This is a genomic window from Streptomyces sp., assembly GCF_036566765.1.
Taxonomy (GTDB): domain Bacteria; phylum Actinomycetota; class Actinomycetes; order Streptomycetales; family Streptomycetaceae; genus Streptomyces.
In genome coordinates this window covers 1-15,267 of sequence record NZ_DATCVQ010000426.1, presented here as the reverse complement: position 1 = coordinate 15,267, position 15,267 = coordinate 1, and the positions used below count along the sequence as shown (strand labels likewise).

Sequence of the window (15,267 nt, the reverse complement as noted above, 5' to 3'; positions counted from 1 at the left end):
AACGCGTGGACAGGGTCACGGCCTCGGTTACGGGCGCTCGCGGACCTGACCTTCGAGGCGATCGAGCCGCGAGTTGATCAGATCCAAGGCGGCCTTGATCTCTGAGAGCTCATCGCCCAACTGACGATCCCGCTCCGAAGTCTCGACGTTCGGCGGGTCGCTGGCCACGAATGTCCCACGTCCCTGCTGGCTGACGATCAAGCCCTCATCCCGAAGGATGTCGAGTGCGTGCCGGACGGTCATCGCGGCAACGCCGTACCGCTCGGCCAGCTTCGCGTTTCCGTCGAGACGCTGCCCGGCCTTCAGCCCTCCGGCGGCAATCTTCCGTCGAAGGTCGTCGGCTACCTGCGCGTATGCGCTACGGGGGTCGTCCGGGCTCACAGTCACAAACCCAGGTTACCTAAGTCATCTAAAGAAATCTGCCCCAAGGGCTTGCGTTCAGTCGGGCGACAACTAATCTAGGTAACACAAGAGAAGTTAGAGAACTTCATCTAGCGAGAGGGCGGCACCCCTACCGCCAAGCAGATGTGCCGCCCTCTCAGTCCCCGTGAAGGGAGCTTCCATCATGCCCGCAACGCTCATCGCCGCCCACATCTCGCCCGCCGAATCCCGCTCGCTGACGATCTCGGTTGAGGACCTGTCGAACATGGAGAGGGCTGTTGCCCTGTACGCGTCCGACATGCCGACCAGCGTTCGCCGGGAGCGGCGTGACGACAGGGCGGTTGCCGCGTGGATCATTCAGGGCGCGATCCGGCTGGGTCTGGAAGAGCTGTACCGCTCGGCTGCCTACCTCTACGGCTACCGGCTGCTGTGGCTGGCCGACCTGACCACGGACGATCAGCGCGGAGCCAACCAGACACGCTTCCCCAACGCCCGCCGCCTCGACCGAGCCGAGCAGATCGCCACATCGTTCACGGTCTGCTCGGGCCTGGACATGACGCAGGAGGCGATGGACCGGCGGACGCCCAAGGTGGAGGGCGCTTGCCTCTGCGGCGGCACGGGCTGGATCAAGGACATCGCCTGCCCCGGCCACAACCCCACCGGTCGCCCGGCCCCCGTCGTCCTGGAGGTGGCTGCGTGACCCACCTGCCCGTTTCCCCGGCCGCCGTCGCTCCCATGGCGGCGGCTGTGGGCACCGACCCCCTCACGCTCGCCGACCTCCTGCGGGTCGCCTCCACGCCCGGCTTCGACCGGTGGCAGGAACAGGTTCGGCGTACGGGCGGCTGCTCGGACCCGATCCACCTGACCGGCACCACCGTCACCCGTGACCGCAAGACCGGCGACGTCCTGTATTCGTACTCGACTGCTGATGAGCCCGGCGGCCGGTTACGGGTCGCCTGCGGCAACCGGCGGGCCTCCCGGTGCCCCTCGTGCGCTTGGACATACGCGGGGGACACCTACCACCTGATCCGGGCCGGGATCAGCGGCGACGACCGCAAGGACGTCCCGGCCACCGTCCGGGATCACCCTCGGGTCTTCGCAACGCTGACCGCCCCGTCCTTCGGCCCGGTGCACAACCGGCCGGCGTCCGGCCGCTGCCGCTGCGGCACCGCCCACGCCGAGAACGCCCCGGCCCTCGGCACCGCCATCCGCCCGGACCGCTACGACTACGCGGGCGCGGTGCTGTGGAACAACCACGCAGGCCAGTTGTGGCAGCGGTTCACGATCTACCTGCGTCGCGAGATTGCCGCCCGCGCCGGACTCACCCAACGGGCCCTCGCCGACGCCTGCCGAGTCTCCTTCGGGAAGGTCGCCGAGTTCCAGAAGCGCGGAGCTATCCACTTCCACTCGGTCGTGCGCCTCGACGGGCCCGACGGTCCAGACACCGCCCCGCCCGCCTGGGCCACTGTCGGCCTCCTGGATGACGCCATCAGGACCGCTGCCGCCCGCGTCGCCGTCACCGTCCCCGCCACCGGGGAACACCCCGCCCGCACGCTCACGTGGGGCACTCAGGTCGACGTGCAGCCCATCGGCGCGCTCGGACATGAGGAGCTGACCGAACAGGCCGTTGCCTCGTACGTCGCCAAGTACGCGACCAAGGCCGCCGAGAGCACCGGCACCGTCGACCGCCGCATCGGCGAACGCGCCGAACTCGACAAGCTGCCCGGCTTGCCCGACCACACCCGCCGTCTGATCGCGGCCTGTTGGGACCTGGACGCGGCTTACCCGGATCGGATGTTGGCCCGCTGGTCGCACATGCTCGGCTTCCGTGGCCACTTCTCCACCAAGTCGCGCCGCTACTCCACCACCCTCGGCGCGCTCCGTCAGACCCGCGCCGACTACCGCGCCGCCCAGGAGCGACGCGAACGCGGCCTGCCCGACCCCGACGAAGCGGAGGGCTCCACGCTCGTGATCGCCCATTGGTCCTACGCGGGACACGGCCACACGCCCGGTGAGTCCTGGCTCGCCGAAAGCATCGCACGCGACATCCAGACCAACCGCGACACCGCACGTGAAGCCTGCGCCGAACTCGAAGCCACCGACACCATGGGGGAGTGGTGACCATGGACCGACTGCTCACAGTTGATCAGGTCGCCGAACTCCTGGGCACCACCGTCCGGTTCCCTCGGCGGCTGATCGAGGAACGCCGGATCACCTTCGTGAAGGTTGGCCGGCACGTCCGCATCCCCGAGAGCGCCGTTGCCTCCTTCGTTGCGGTCAACACCATCGAGCCGGTCACCATCCGGCCGGTGGCCCGGCTGAGGAGGGCTGCCTGATGGCTCGCAAGCGGAAGTCCCGCCGGGGCTTCGGACGGGTGCGCAAGCTGCCCTCAGGCCGCTTCCAGGCGCGCTACCCCGGCCCTGACGGAGTCCTTCGCCCTGCTGACCGGACCTTCGCCACCACGACCGACGCGGATCTCTGGTTAGCCAAGAAGCGCGTGGAGATCGAGGAAGGGCGCTGGATCGACCCGGCGGAGGGTGCGACCACCGTGCGGGACTGGGCGGCTCGCTGGCTGGCTGCGGTAGCTCCCCAGCTCAAGCACAAGACGCAGGCGTCGTACCGGTCACTGATCGAGTCGCGGATCAATCCCGCGCTCGGTGACCGGGAACTGGCCAGCCTCCGACCGATCACTGTGGCTGAGTGGATCGCCGACATGAAGGGTGCCGGGCTCAGTGCTTCGCGTATTCGGCAGGCGTACCGGGTGCTCTCTCAGGTCATGGCCTCGGCCGTCGACAACGACCTGATCGCGCAGACCCCTTGTCGCGGTGTGCGTCTTCCCCGGATGCCGCAGACCGAGCCGCACATCCTGACTCAGATCGAGGCGTCCCGGATCGTCCGCAGTGCCAGCACGCCGCACAATCTGCTGATCGCTCTGCTCGCCTTCGCCGGCCTTCGCGTCGGGGAGGCGTTCGCGCTCAGGCGTATGGATGTCGACGTAGCGGGCTGCCTGCTCGTGGTGGACGAGAACCTCGCCGAGGCGAACGGGGCCCTCGTCTTCGATACGCCGAAGTCGCATCAGAAGCGCGTCTTGACGCTGGCACCGACGTTGACGAAGCGGCTGGGTGACTACCTCGACACGTTGCCCGGCGGTGACGATGCGCTGCTCTTCACGAACAGCTTCGGTCGGCCGTTGCGCTACAACCAGTGGCGCAAGGCGCACTTTGACCCTGCGGTCGCTGCGGCCGGTCTCTCGGGCGTCACCCCACACGACCTCCGAGCGTCCCACGGCACCTGGGTCGCCGATCAGTACGGCGTGATGACTGCGGCTCACCGGCTCGGCCACTCGAACGCGAGCGTCACCACCCGGCACTACGCCCGACCCGTGGCCGGCCGAGACGCTGAGGTGGCCACCGCCTCTGACGCCTGGCTCGAAGGACACGAGAACGCCGATGGGGCACGCAAGGGGCACGACGACGATGACGACGGCTCCGCCGGTGTCCCCGCACGCGTCTGACCTGCGGCGGAGCGCTGACCGGCCTTGATCGGCGAAAGGTCTTGAAAACCGTCGTGGCGCGAGTCACCGTGGGTTCAAATCCCACACCCACCGCTCCTCGCACGGCCCCCGACCGGATGATCCGGTCGGGGGCCGTCGTGTTGTCCGGGTGCCTCAGTGATGCGTGCGCGGATCGTCGGGGTCCGTGGTGGGGGCGGTAGTTGGAGGCCCTGTGAGGCGGGCGGCTGAGGCGAGGGTGGCTTCTGCTTCCTCTTGGGTGAGGCCGGTTTGGGTGGCGGCGGCGATCAGAGGGAGAGCGAGGGTTTCGCCCAGGCCGTTTTCGTAGGCGCGGCAGGCGGCCCAGAACAAGCGGGTGTTGCGTTGGCCCTCTTGGGCTGCGCGGACGAAGTTGATCAGGCCTTCGCCGCGGGTCGGGCGGGCCCCATGAGCCCGGTTGTGGGGGCGCGGTGGTGGGGCGATGAGGGTGAGGAGTGCCTGCGGGCAGGGGGCCGGGTGCAGGTGTGCGGTGCCTTCGGCCAGGCGGTACGCGCCGTGCGCGGTGACCGAGCCCGGGCCGACCAGGTAGCCGCCCGCGCCGCGGATGTCGATGCCGGGCGCGAGCCGGCCCGCCGAGTTCGGGACGACCACCTCCGGCGGGCCGGTCAGCCACAGGTGGCGGCCGCCGCTCGGCGTGAGGACCGTGACCGTCTGCGGCAGGGTGAACAGGTGGCGGAGGGCTAGTTCACGGAGCGCTGTCACCGCGTCCGTCTCCCCCTTCGTGTCGAGGTCCACGCCGATCAAGTGGTGCGGCGGCCGGCCGCACGCGATGCCGTACCCCGTCGCCCAGGGCGCGGCCGCGAACAGCGCGCGTACCCCCGCCGGGTCGGCCGTCGCGTCGTGCACGCCGTGCCCGAGCAGGCCGCATTCGCCGCGGCAGCGGGCCGAGCCCGGGGGGTCCTCGTGGTGCGGCGAGCGCAGCGCCGGGAGCTTCGTGGGGGACAGCGGGATGACGGGGAGCCCGCGCTCTGCCGCGGACAGCGCGTGGGCCAGGGCCAGGGTGGCGGTCTGCCGGTCGGAGGTGGCCATGGATTCAGTTTCGTACATGCATTCGAATAAGGGAAGCGGGGGAGATTGGCTGAAAATCTGCCGGAACGCTTCCCCCCTTGCGGCGACCCGCCGCCACGCCGGTTTCGCCGCCCACACCCCTCTGAGCTGCGGCTTCGGGAGCGAGAAGGGTGTTTATCTACTTGTCCTCACGCTTGCGGGGGAATCGGCCCCTCCAGGGTGGTTCGCCGGGGATTCGGTGGGCAATTCTGAACTCGCGACGTCGTGAAGATCGACCGAGGCGGTCGGCCAACTGCCTTGGAACAAGCCGTACTTCTGCCGAGTGCAAGCAGTTCTGCACCGCGTTCCTGGAGGAAATGAACATGGCAAGCATCCGTACCGCCCGCGTCATCGCCGCCGTCGCCGCCCTGCCCCTCGCCGCCGCGATCTTCAGCGGAGTCGCTCAGGCCGACAACGGCGGATTCGCGGACGACGGATCGAACACCAGCGTGGCCTCGATCGTCGGCAGCGGCGTGGGCGGCGACAACTTCGGCAACTCGACCACCAGTCAGCAGGTCGCCACCGGCTCCGGCGCCTCCAACCAGAGCAACATCGCCAGCGTGAACGGCTCGGCCTTCACCGCGATCGACCAGGACAACACGAACGTCACGTTCTACCCGCTGTGGTGGTAGCAGGACCGAGAACCATCGGTCCGGCCCGACGGGGGGCATGACGGCGGGGGTGAACGGCGGCCCGCGCGGCGGTACTTCGGTATCGGCGCGCGGGCCGTCGCCGTCCCCGCACTCCTCGTTCCGTCGCCTCTCCCCGATCTCTTGACAGGGTCCCCGTATCTGACGGACAGTCAGAAACCCTGATCGGAGAGCCACCCGGGAGGCCCGCGCCGTGCACCTCGCCCCGACCGAGCGGCAGCTGCGGCTGCGCGCCGAGCTCCGCGCGTACTTCCGCGCGCTCATGCCCGACGGCCCCCCGGACCCCCGCGACGCCGCCGCCCAGCGCCGGCTGCTGCGCCGCATCGGCGCCGACGGCCGGCTCGGCCTCGGGTGGCCGGAGGAGTACGGCGGCCAGGGCCGCGGGCCCGACGAGCAGTTCGTCTTCTTCGACGAGGCCTACCGGGCCGGCGCGCCCGTCTCCATGGTCACCCTCAACACCGTCGGCCCCACCCTCATGAAGTACGGCACCGACCAGCAGAAGGCCTACTTCCTCCCCCGCATCCTGCGCGGCGAGACCGTCTTCGCCATCGGCTACAGCGAGCCCGAGGCCGGCACCGACCTCGCCTCGCTCCGCACCCGAGCCGTGCGCGACGGCGAGTCCTGGCTGATCGACGGGCAGAAGATCTTCACCTCCAACGCCCAGAACGCAGACTGGATCTGGCTCGCCTGCCGCACCGACCCCGACGCGCCCCCGCACCGCGGCATCTCCATCGTTCTCGTCCCCACCGACGCGCCCGGCTTCTCCTGGACGCCGATCGACACCGTCGGCGGCCTGACGACCACCGCGACGTACTACGACTCCATCCGCGTCCCCGCCGGAAACCTGGTCGGCGAGGAGAACGCCGGCTGGGGGCTGATCACCAACCAGCTCAACCACGAACGCGTCGCCCTCGCCGCCATCGGCATGCAGGCCGAGGACTTCTACGAGGCCGCGCTCGCCGCCGCCCGCACCCCCGACCCCGTCACCGGCCGGCGCCGCATCGACCAGCCGTGGGTACGCGCCCGGGCCGCCGAGGCGCATGCCCGGCTCGCCGCCACCCGGCTGCTCAACTGGCGGCTCGTCGGCGACGTGGGGGCCGGCCGGCTGCTCCCCGGCGACGCGAGCGGGGTGAAGTTCGCGGGCACCGAGTCCGCGGTCGAGGTGTACCGGATGTGCCAGGAGATCGCGGGCGACGCGGCGCTCGTCCGGGCCGGGTCGCCCGGCGCGCTCGGGGACGGCGAGTTGGAGCGGATGAACCGCGCCGCGCAGATCAACACCTTCGGCGGCGGGGTGAGCGAGGTCCAGCGGGAGATCGTCGCCACCATGCGGCTCGGGATGCGGACGAGGGGGCGGCGATGACGGACACCGGCGCCGATCCGCTGTACGAGCGGCTCAAGGGCTTCGAAGGCCGGCCCAACACCACCGCCGGGCGCGGCAAGGACCCCGTCAACGCGCCCATGATCCGGCACTGGTGCGAGGCCATGGGCGACGCCCACCCCGCGTACGCCGGGCCCGACGCCGTCGCGCCGCCGACCATGCTCCAGGCCTGGACGATGGGCGGCCTGTCCGGGCACAGCGACGGCTCCTCCGCGTACGACGAGATGTCCGCGCTGCTCGACGAAGCGGGCTACACCTCCATCGTCGCGACCGACTGCGAGCAGGAGTACCTGCGGCCGCTGCGACCCGGCGACGTGATCACCTTCGACTCCGTGATCGAGTCCGTCTCGCCGCGCAAGACGACCAAGCTCGGCACCGGCCACTTCGTCACGACGCGCATGGACGTCCGCGCGAACGGCGAGCTCGCCGGCACGCACCGGTTCCGCGTCCTCAAGTACGCCCCCGCGGCCAAGAAGCCGAAGCCCGCGGCCAAGCGCCCCCGACCCGTCGTCAACCGGGACAACGCCGGGTTCTGGGACGGCGTCGCCGACCACCGTCTCCTCATCCAGCGCTGCACCGCCTGCGCCGCGCTCCGCTTCCCCTGGCTGCCCGGCTGCAACGTGTGCGGCGGCCAGGACTGGGACACGGTCGAGGCGAGCGGGGACGGCGTCGTCTACTCGTACGTCGTCATGCACCACCCGCCCTTCCCGGCTTTCGATCCGCCCTACGCGGTCGGGCTGATCGAACTGGCCGAGGGCGTGCGGATGATCGCCAATGTCGTCGGCGTGCCGTACGACAAGGTGCGGATCGGGATGCCCGTACGGCTCGAATTCCGGCGGTACGACGAGGAGTTGGAGCTGCCCGTGTTCCGGGCGCTCGACGGACTGTCCGGAGGGGAGGGCTGACCATGGACTTCACGCCCACGGAGGAGCAGGCCGCGGCCCGGGAGCTGGCGGCCCGGATCTTCGGCGACCTGGCCACGCCCGAGCGCCTCGCGGCGGCCGGCGCCGGCGTCGACGCCGAGCTGTGGAAGGCGTTGTGCGCGGCCGGGCTGCCGGCCGCCGTCGAGGAGATCGGGCTGCTCGGCCTCGTGCTGCTCCTGGAGGAGCAGGGCCGGGCGACCGCCCAGACGCCGTTCGCGGCGAGCAGCGTGTACGGGATCCTCGCCGTCGCCCGGCACGGCACCGCCGAGCAGCGCGCCCGGCTGCTGCCCGCGCTGCGGGACGGCTCGGCCGTCGCGACCGGGGCCTTCCCGGCCCGCGCCGACCGGGGCGACGGCGGCATCGGCGCGGACGGGCGGCTGACCGGCGAGGTGCCCTGGGCGCCCTGGCTGCGGGACGCCACCCACGTCCTCGTACCGGACGAGGAGCGGGCGCTCTGGCTCATCCGCACCGCGGACGCGGTCGTCGAGCCCGTCGAGCTGACCGCCCCCTGGTCGGCGGGGCGGCTGCTCCTGGACAGCGCGCCCGGCGAGCGGCTCGGCGGGCCCGAGGCGTACGACGACGTGCTCGCCCTCGCCCGCATCGCCTTCGCCGGACTGCAGGCGGGCGTCTGCGCGGGCTCGCTCGCCCGTGCCGTCGACCACGCCAACACCCGCGAGCAGTTCGGGCGGCCGCTCGCCACCCGGCAGGGCGTCCAACTCCGTGCGGCGGACGCGTACATGGACACCGAGGCGATCCGGGTCACCGCGTACGAGGCCGCCTGGCGGCACGACGCGGGGCTGCCCTGCTCCGAGCAGGCGCTGACCGCGGCGTGGTGGGCGTCCGAGGCGGGCAAGCGGGTCGTGCACGCCGGCCAGCATCTGCACGGCGGCACGGGCGCGGACCTCGACCACCCGGTGCACCGGCACTTCCTCTGGGGCCGGCAGCTCGACGCGTACCTGGGCTGTGGGGCCGAACTGCTCCAGGAGCTGGGCGACCTGCTGGCCGAAGAAATCACCCCGAACGGAGAGACGGCATGAAGGCCGGGGACGAGCTGCCGCCGCTGACCATCCCGCTGACCCGCACGCTGATCGTCGCCGGGGCCGTCGCCTCCCGCGACTACCAGGACGTGCACCACGACGCCGAACTGGCCCGTGAGAAGGGCTCCCCGGACATCTTCATGAACATCCTCACCACCAACGGGCTGGTCGGCCGCTACATCACCGACTGCTTCGGCCCCCGCGCGGTCCTGCGCAAGGTGGCGATCCGGCTCGGCGCGCCCAACTACCCGGGGGACACGATGACGTTGACCGGCACGGTCACCGAGGTCGACGGAGACACGGCGCAGGTACGCGTGGTCGGGGCCAACCGGCTCGGGCGCCACGTCACCGGCACGGTCACCGTCACCGTCTCCGCGGGGGTCCCCCGATGAGCGTGCGCGGGCGGGACTCGTTGGGCGGGCGGGCGGCCGTCGTGGGCATCGGGGCCACCGAGTTCTCCAAGGACTCCGGCCGCAGCGAGCTGAAGCTGGCCGTGGAGGCCGTGCACGCGGCCCTGGACGACGCCGGGCTCGCCCCCGCCGACGTCGACGGCATGGTCACCTTCTCCATGGACACCAGCCCCGAGATCACCGTCGCGCAGGCGGCCGGCATCGGCGAGCTGTCCTTCTTCTCCCGCGTCCACTACGGCGGCGGGGCGGCCTGCGCCACCGTCCAGCAGGCGGCGCTCGCCGTGGCGACCGGGGTCGCCGAGGTCGTCGTCTGCTACCGCGCCTTCAACGAGCGCTCGGGCCGCCGCTTCGGCTCCGGGGTGCAGCAGCGGGAGCCGTCCGCCGAGGGCGCGGCGCTCGGCTGGCAGCTGCCGTACGGGCTGCTCACGCCCGCGTCCTGGGTCGCGATGATCGCCCAGCGCTACCTGTACGCGTACGGGCTGACCCCCGACGCCTTCGGCCATGTCGCCGTCACCGACCGGCGGCACGCCGCCCGCAACCCCGCCGCGTACTTCTACGGCAAGCCGATCACGCTCGCCGACCACGCGGCCTCCCGCTGGATCGTCGACCCGCTGCGGCTGCTCGACTGCTGCCAGGAGACGGACGGCGGCCAGGCGATCGTCGTGACGTCCGCCGAGCGGGCCCGCGATCTGCGGCAGCCGCCCGCCGTGATCGTCGCGGCCGCGCAGGGGGCCGGGCGCAACCAGGAGGCGATGACCAGCTTCTACCGGGACGAGCTGACCGGGCTGCCGGAGATGGGCGTCGTGGCCCGCCAGCTGTGGCGGAGCTCGGGGCTCGCGCCGAGCGAGATCGATGTGGGCATCCTCTACGACCACTTCACCCCGTTCGTGCTGATGCAGCTGGAGGAGTTCGGCTTCTGCGGCCCGGGCGAGGCGGCGGACTTCGTCGCGGCGGACGCGCTGCCGCTGAACACGCACGGGGGCCAGCTGGGAGAGGCGTACCTGCACGGGATGAACGGGATCGCGGAGGCGGTCCGGCAGCTGCGCGGCACCTCCGTGAACCAGGTGCCGGGGGCCGCGCGCACGCTTGTGACGGCGGGCACGGGCGTACCGACCTCGGGGCTCATCCTGGGGGCGGACGGGACGTGAGCCGGGGCGGGACTCCATGGGGCGCACCGGCGGACGGCCCCGGCCCCTGCCCCCCGACCCCTCCGTGCCCGGCCCCCCGACCCCGACGACCCTGACCCGCCCCTCCACCTTCAGGAGGTCCGGCTGTCCCCACCCCTACAACCTGAGGCGGATCCGGGTTCGGGACCTGGGGCCGATCCCCGGGTACGGCACCCGCTCCTAGCGTGGAGGTATGACTCCGCCACCCGGTCCCGTCTGTGCCGGCGCCTCGAAGCCCGCCACCGGATACCCGTCGTTCTCGTCGTACGTACGGGCCCGGGGGCCCGTGCTGCTGCGCACCGCGCGCTCGCTCACCGCGAACCCGTGCGACGCCGAGGACCTGCTGCAGACCGCGCTCGCCAAGACCTTCGTCGCCTGGGAGCGGATCGAGGACCATCGCGCCCTGGACGGCTACGTGCGCCGCGCGCTGGTGAACACCCGTACCTCGCAGTGGCGCAAACGCAAGGTCGACGAGTTCGCCTGCGACGAGCTGCCGGAGCCGCTCGGGCTGCCGCAGCCGGACCCGGCCGAGGAGCAGGTGCTGCACGACGCGATGTGGCGCGCGGTGATGAAGCTCCCCGACCGGCAGCGGGCCATGGTCGTCCTCAGGTACTACGAGGATCTCAGCGAGGCCCAGACGGCCGAGGTGCTCGGGGTGTCCGTCGGCACGGTGAAGAGCGCCGTCTCCCGGGCGCTGGGCAAGCTCCGCGAGGATCCGGAGCTGACGCCGGTGCGCTGATCGCGACTCGGCCAGTGATCACTGGCAATTCCTGTACTCCCGGGTAGTGACATACCGCTTGGTATGTGCGCAGAATCTGCACACCGTTTTTTAGCCACGTAGCGCCCACCGGGAGGACGCCGTGCTGAGCACCATGCAGGACGTACCGCTGACCGTGACCCGCATCCTGCAGCACGGGATGTCGATCCACGGGAAGTCGACCATCACCACCTGGACGGGGGAGCCCGAGCCGCAGCGTCGCTCCTTCGCCGAGGCGGGCGCCCGCGCGACGCAGCTGGCCAACGCCCTGCGCGACGAACTCGGCGTCCGGGCGGACGACCGCGTCGCGACCCTCATGTGGAACAACGCCGAGCACGTCGAGGCGTACTTCGCGATCCCGTCCATGGGCGCGATCCTGCACACCCTCAACCTCCGTCTTCCCGTCGAGCAGTTGGCCTGGATCGTCAACCACGCCGCCGACCGGGTCGTGATCGTCAACGGCTCGCTGCTGCCGCTGCTCGCGCCGCTCCTGCCGCACCTGCCGAGCGTCGCGCACGTCGTCGTCTCCGGCCCCGGTGACCGCTCCGTCCTCGACGGCGCGTCGGCCCGCGTGCACGAGTACGAGGAGCTGATAGCCGGCCGGCCCACCGCGTACGACTGGCCCGAGCTGGACGAACGGCAGGCCGCGGCGATGTGCTACACCTCCGGCACCACCGGCGATCCCAAGGGCGTCGTCTACTCGCACCGTTCGCTCTACCTGCACTCGATGCAGGTGAACATGACCGAGTCGATGGGCCTGACGGACAGGGACACGACCCTGGTCGTCGTCCCGCAGTTCCACGTCAACGCCTGGGGCCTGCCGCACGCCACCTTCATGTCCGGCATCAACATGCTGATGCCGGACCGCTTCCTGCAGCCCGGGCCGCTCGCCGAGATGATCGAGCGGGAGCGGCCCTGCCACGCGGCGGCCGTCCCCACCATCTGGCAGGGCCTGCTCGCAGAGGTGACCGCCCGCCCGCGCGACATCTCCTGCATGGCCACCGTCACCATCGGCGGCGCGGCCTGCCCGCCGGCCCTGATGGAGGCGTACGACAAGCTGGGCGTCCGCCTCGTGCACGCCTGGGGCATGACGGAGACCTCGCCGCTCGGCACCACGGCCCACCCGCCGGCCGGCCTGACGCCCGAGCAGGAGTGGCCGTACCGCATCACGCAGGGCCGCTTCCCGGCCGGCGTCGAGGCCCGGCTGATCGCCCCCGGCGGCGACGTGCTTCCGTGGGACGGCGAGTCGGCGGGCGAGCTGGAGGTGCGCGGCAACTGGATCGCGGCCGCGTACTACGGCGGCTCGGACGGCGAACCGCTGGTCCCAGAAGACAAGTTCAGCGCGGACGGCTGGCTGCGCACCGGCGATGTCGGCGTGATCAGCCCGGACGGCTACCTCACGCTCACCGACCGCGCGAAGGACGTCATCAAGTCCGGCGGCGAGTGGATCTCCAGCGTCGAACTCGAGAACGCGCTGATGGCGCACCCGGAGGTCGCGGAGGCGGCGGTCGTCGCCGTGCCGGACGAGAAGTGGGGCGAGCGCCCGCTGGCGACCGTCGTCCTCAAGGACGGCGCGACGGCCGACTACGCGTCGCTGCGGACCTTCCTCGGCGAGACGATCGCCAAGTGGCAGCTGCCGGAGCGCTGGACGATCGTCCCGGCGGTGCCGAAGACGAGCGTCGGGAAGTTCGACAAGAAGCTCATTCGCAAGCAGTACGCGGACGGGGAGCTGGACGTGACGCAGCTGTAGCAGTGGTGGAAGGCGCTGAAGTCGGCACCGACCGGCCCGTGTCCGCGGGCTAGTTGGTGCCGATCTTCGCGAGCAGGTCGACGATCCGGGCCTGGACCTCGTCGCTGGTGGAGCGCTCGGCGAGGAAGAGGACGGTCTCGCCCGAGGAGAGCTTGGGCAGCTCCTCCTCGTCGAGCCCGGCGGAGGTGTAGACGACCAGCGGAGTGCGGTTCAACTGGCCGTTGGCGCGCAGCCAGTCGATGATCCCGGCCCGGCGGCGGCGCACCTGCATCAGGTCCATCACCACGAGGTTCGGCCGGGTCTGGGTGGCCAGCGTCACCGCGTCGGTGTCCGCCGAGGCCCGCGCCACCTGCATGCCGCGGCGTTCGAGGGTCGCGGTCAGCGCGTGCGCGATGTCGTCGTGCTCCTCGATCAGCAGCACCCGGGACGGGTGCTGCTCGCTGTCGCGCGGTGCGAGCGCCTTGAGCAGTACGGCGGGGTCGGCGCCGTACGCGGCCTCCCGCGTCGCCTGCCCGAGCCCGGCCGCGAGCAGCACCGGCACCTCGGCGGCGACGGCCGCCTGGCGCAGGGACTGGAGGGCGGTGCGGGTGATGGGCCCGGTCAGCGGGTCGACGAAGAGCGCGGCCGGGAAGGCGGCGATCTGCGCGTCGACCTCCTCGCGGGAGTGGACGATCACGGGCCGGTAGCCGCGGTCGCTGAGCGCCTGCTGGGTGGAGACGTCCGGCGCGGGCCAGACGAGCAGCCGGCGCGGGTTGTCGAGCGGCTCCGGGGGCAGTTCGTCGTCGACGGGCTGCGGGGCCGGCTGGTTGGACACCTCGACCGCGCCACCGGGCCCGTCGAGCGGCTCGGGGCCCTCGTCGGCGTCCTCGTCCGGCGCTCCTATGGCGTACGCGCGGCCTTCGGCGGGCGGGGTCAGCTTGGACGGGACGGGCTGGGGGTGCGGCTTGGCCTCGGCGGTGGGCAGCGGCAGCGGGCGGTCGTCCTCCGGCGGGGTGGCGAGCCTGCGGCGGCGGCCGGTGGCGTTCTGCTGCGCGGCGATCTGCTGGGCGAACGGCACGCCCTGCCCGAGGGTGCGCACGCTGAACGCCCGACCCTGCGCCGTCTCGCCGGTCGGGGCCTCGGCGGGGAGCGGCTGCGCGACGGCCGGGGCCGGGGGCATGGGCAGCGCGGGCGGCAGCGGTACGGAACCGGTGCGGGTCTCCTCGACGGCGCGGGTCGCGGCAGGCAGGGGGTGAGGCTGCGGCGGCGTGTGATCCTCGTCCGGCTCCCCCCGCACGGCGTCATGCCGCCCCTCGTCACCGTCGCGCCGGTCGGCGTCAGCAGGCGGCAACGCGAAGGCTGCACGCGCGCCTTCCTGGGCCCCGGCGAGGGCACGGCGGCGACGGCCGGTGGGCGGGGCGTCGGCGCCTTCGGCCGCAGCGGCGGGATTCGGGACGGGGGCGGCGGGGAAGGTGTTGCCGCCGTGGGTGGCGGGTGTGCGCGGGTCGGCGGGGCCGGCTGTGGCACCCGGAGCCGGTACGCCGGGGGCGGCCGGGAAGGCGTTGCCGCCGTGGGTTCCGGGCGTGTTCGCCGAACCGGGAGCGCCTGCGGCGCCCGGGCCCGCGGAGAGGGCGACGGCACCGGGAACGGGGGCGCCGGGGGCGGCTGGGAAGGCGTTGCCGTCGGGGGTGCCTGGGGTGTTCGGGGCACCGGGAGTACCCGGGACCATCGTGCCGCCGGGTGCGGCCGGGTAGCCGTTGCCGCTGTGCGTGCCAGGGGTGTTCGGGTCGCCCGGAGCGGCATCGGGGGTCGCCGGACCGCCAGGAGCGGTCGGGTAGCCGTTGCCGCCGTGGGCGCCGGGCGTGCGCGGGTCGGCGGGAGCGCCTGAGGCGCCCGGAAGCGGGGTACCGGGGGCAGCCGGGAAGCCAGTGCCGCCCTGGGTGTTCGGGTCGCCGGGAGTGCCCACGGCACCCGCGCCCGCCGGGAAGCCAGTACCGCCCTGGGTGTTCGGGTCGCCGGGAGTGCCTGCCGTCACCGGGCTCGCCGGGGCGCCGGCCGCACCCAGCGCGTTCGGCGCCGCCGAGGTACCGGCCGGGCCCAGAGCCGCCGGGCCCGGGATCGCTCGCACCCCCGTGGTGGGCGGAGTCGCCTGCGTCGGCAGGGGGTTCGCCGGAGGCGCCGGCGGGAGGGCCAGAGCCTCCTGGGACCCGCGGCGGGCGCGGCGGCCGCGGGTCGCGGG

General features: G+C 72.3%; 15 protein-coding genes. 12 read left to right on the top strand and 3 right to left on the bottom strand.

What is annotated here, in order from left to right; all coding sequences use genetic code 11:
- Positions 1 to 27: 27 nt before the first annotated feature.
- Complete coding sequence (locus tag VIU94_RS25295) at positions 28 to 387, bottom strand: GntR family transcriptional regulator (RefSeq protein ID WP_331914435.1); 360 nt, start codon at positions 385 to 387, stop codon at positions 28 to 30.
- 178 nt (positions 388 to 565) lie between these two features.
- Here VIU94_RS25295 and VIU94_RS25290 point away from each other — a divergent pair, with 178 nt between their 5' ends.
- The 4 genes from VIU94_RS25290 to VIU94_RS25275 are packed head-to-tail and all read left to right on the top strand — an operon-like array spanning position 566 to position 3,895.
- Positions 566 to 1,081 carry a hypothetical protein gene (locus tag VIU94_RS25290; RefSeq protein ID WP_331914433.1) on the top strand — a complete coding sequence of 172 codons (516 nt, stop codon included), beginning with the start codon at positions 566 to 568 and terminating at the stop codon, positions 1,079 to 1,081.
- 35 nt (positions 1,082 to 1,116) lie between these two features.
- Positions 1,117 to 2,502 carry a replication initiator protein RepSA gene (repSA, locus tag VIU94_RS25285; protein ID WP_331914437.1) on the top strand — a complete coding sequence of 462 codons (1,386 nt, stop codon included), beginning with the start codon at positions 1,117 to 1,119 and terminating at the stop codon, positions 2,500 to 2,502.
- A gap of 2 nt (positions 2,503 to 2,504) precedes the next feature.
- Positions 2,505 to 2,717 carry an excisionase family DNA-binding protein gene (locus tag VIU94_RS25280; protein WP_331914431.1) on the top strand — a complete coding sequence of 71 codons (213 nt, stop codon included), beginning with the start codon at positions 2,505 to 2,507 and terminating at the stop codon, positions 2,715 to 2,717.
- Positions 2,717 to 3,895 carry a tyrosine-type recombinase/integrase gene (locus VIU94_RS25275; protein WP_331914429.1) on the top strand — a complete coding sequence of 393 codons (1,179 nt, stop codon included), beginning with the start codon at positions 2,717 to 2,719 and terminating at the stop codon, positions 3,893 to 3,895. Before VIU94_RS25280 ends, VIU94_RS25275 begins: the two co-directional genes overlap by 1 nt.
- A gap of 153 nt (positions 3,896 to 4,048) precedes the next feature.
- Here VIU94_RS25275 and VIU94_RS25270 read toward each other — a convergent pair whose 3' ends face one another.
- On the bottom strand, positions 4,049 to 4,960 hold the full coding sequence (locus tag VIU94_RS25270) for a bifunctional DNA primase/polymerase (RefSeq protein ID WP_331914427.1): 912 nt from the start codon (positions 4,958 to 4,960) through the stop codon (positions 4,049 to 4,051).
- 341 nt (positions 4,961 to 5,301) lie between these two features.
- On the opposite strand from VIU94_RS25270, the gene VIU94_RS25265 reads away from it, so the two are divergent.
- The 8 genes from VIU94_RS25265 to VIU94_RS25230 all read left to right on the top strand — a co-directional run bounded on the left by VIU94_RS25265 (position 5,302) and on the right by VIU94_RS25230 (position 13,049).
- Positions 5,302 to 5,610 carry a hypothetical protein gene (locus VIU94_RS25265; RefSeq protein ID WP_331914425.1) on the top strand — a complete coding sequence of 103 codons (309 nt, stop codon included), beginning with the start codon at positions 5,302 to 5,304 and terminating at the stop codon, positions 5,608 to 5,610.
- A 211-nt stretch (positions 5,611 to 5,821) separates the two neighbouring features.
- On the top strand, positions 5,822 to 6,988 hold the full coding sequence (locus VIU94_RS25260; RefSeq protein ID WP_331914423.1) for an acyl-CoA dehydrogenase family protein: 1,167 nt from the start codon (positions 5,822 to 5,824) through the stop codon (positions 6,986 to 6,988).
- Positions 6,985 to 7,911, top strand: a complete 927-nt coding sequence (locus tag VIU94_RS25255; protein WP_331914421.1) for a bifunctional MaoC family dehydratase N-terminal/OB-fold nucleic acid binding domain-containing protein — start codon at positions 6,985 to 6,987, stop codon at positions 7,909 to 7,911. The genes VIU94_RS25260 and VIU94_RS25255 overlap by 4 nt, the downstream gene beginning before the upstream one ends.
- 2 nt (positions 7,912 to 7,913) lie before the next feature.
- The gene (locus VIU94_RS25250) at positions 7,914 to 8,966 is read left to right on the top strand and encodes an acyl-CoA dehydrogenase family protein (RefSeq protein ID WP_331914419.1); all 1,053 of its coding nucleotides are present in this window, start codon (positions 7,914 to 7,916) and stop codon (positions 8,964 to 8,966) included.
- Positions 8,963 to 9,358 carry a MaoC family dehydratase gene (locus VIU94_RS25245; protein ID WP_331914417.1) on the top strand — a complete coding sequence of 132 codons (396 nt, stop codon included), beginning with the start codon at positions 8,963 to 8,965 and terminating at the stop codon, positions 9,356 to 9,358. Before VIU94_RS25250 ends, VIU94_RS25245 begins: the two co-directional genes overlap by 4 nt.
- Positions 9,355 to 10,524, top strand: coding sequence for a lipid-transfer protein (locus VIU94_RS25240; protein WP_331914415.1), 1,170 nt, complete (start codon positions 9,355 to 9,357; stop codon positions 10,522 to 10,524). The genes VIU94_RS25245 and VIU94_RS25240 overlap by 4 nt, the downstream gene beginning before the upstream one ends.
- A 211-nt stretch (positions 10,525 to 10,735) precedes the next feature.
- Positions 10,736 to 11,281 carry a SigE family RNA polymerase sigma factor gene (locus VIU94_RS25235; RefSeq protein WP_331914413.1) on the top strand — a complete coding sequence of 182 codons (546 nt, stop codon included), beginning with the start codon at positions 10,736 to 10,738 and terminating at the stop codon, positions 11,279 to 11,281.
- 121 nt (positions 11,282 to 11,402) lie between these two features.
- A complete protein-coding gene (locus tag VIU94_RS25230; protein ID WP_331914411.1) occupies positions 11,403 to 13,049 on the top strand; it encodes a long-chain fatty acid--CoA ligase in 1,647 nt (548 codons plus the stop codon).
- A gap of 49 nt (positions 13,050 to 13,098) precedes the next feature.
- Here the strand turns inward: VIU94_RS25230 and VIU94_RS25225 are convergent.
- Positions 13,099 to 15,267: response regulator transcription factor (locus tag VIU94_RS25225; protein ID WP_524540642.1), on the bottom strand; the 2,169-nt coding region annotated here is incomplete at its 5' end.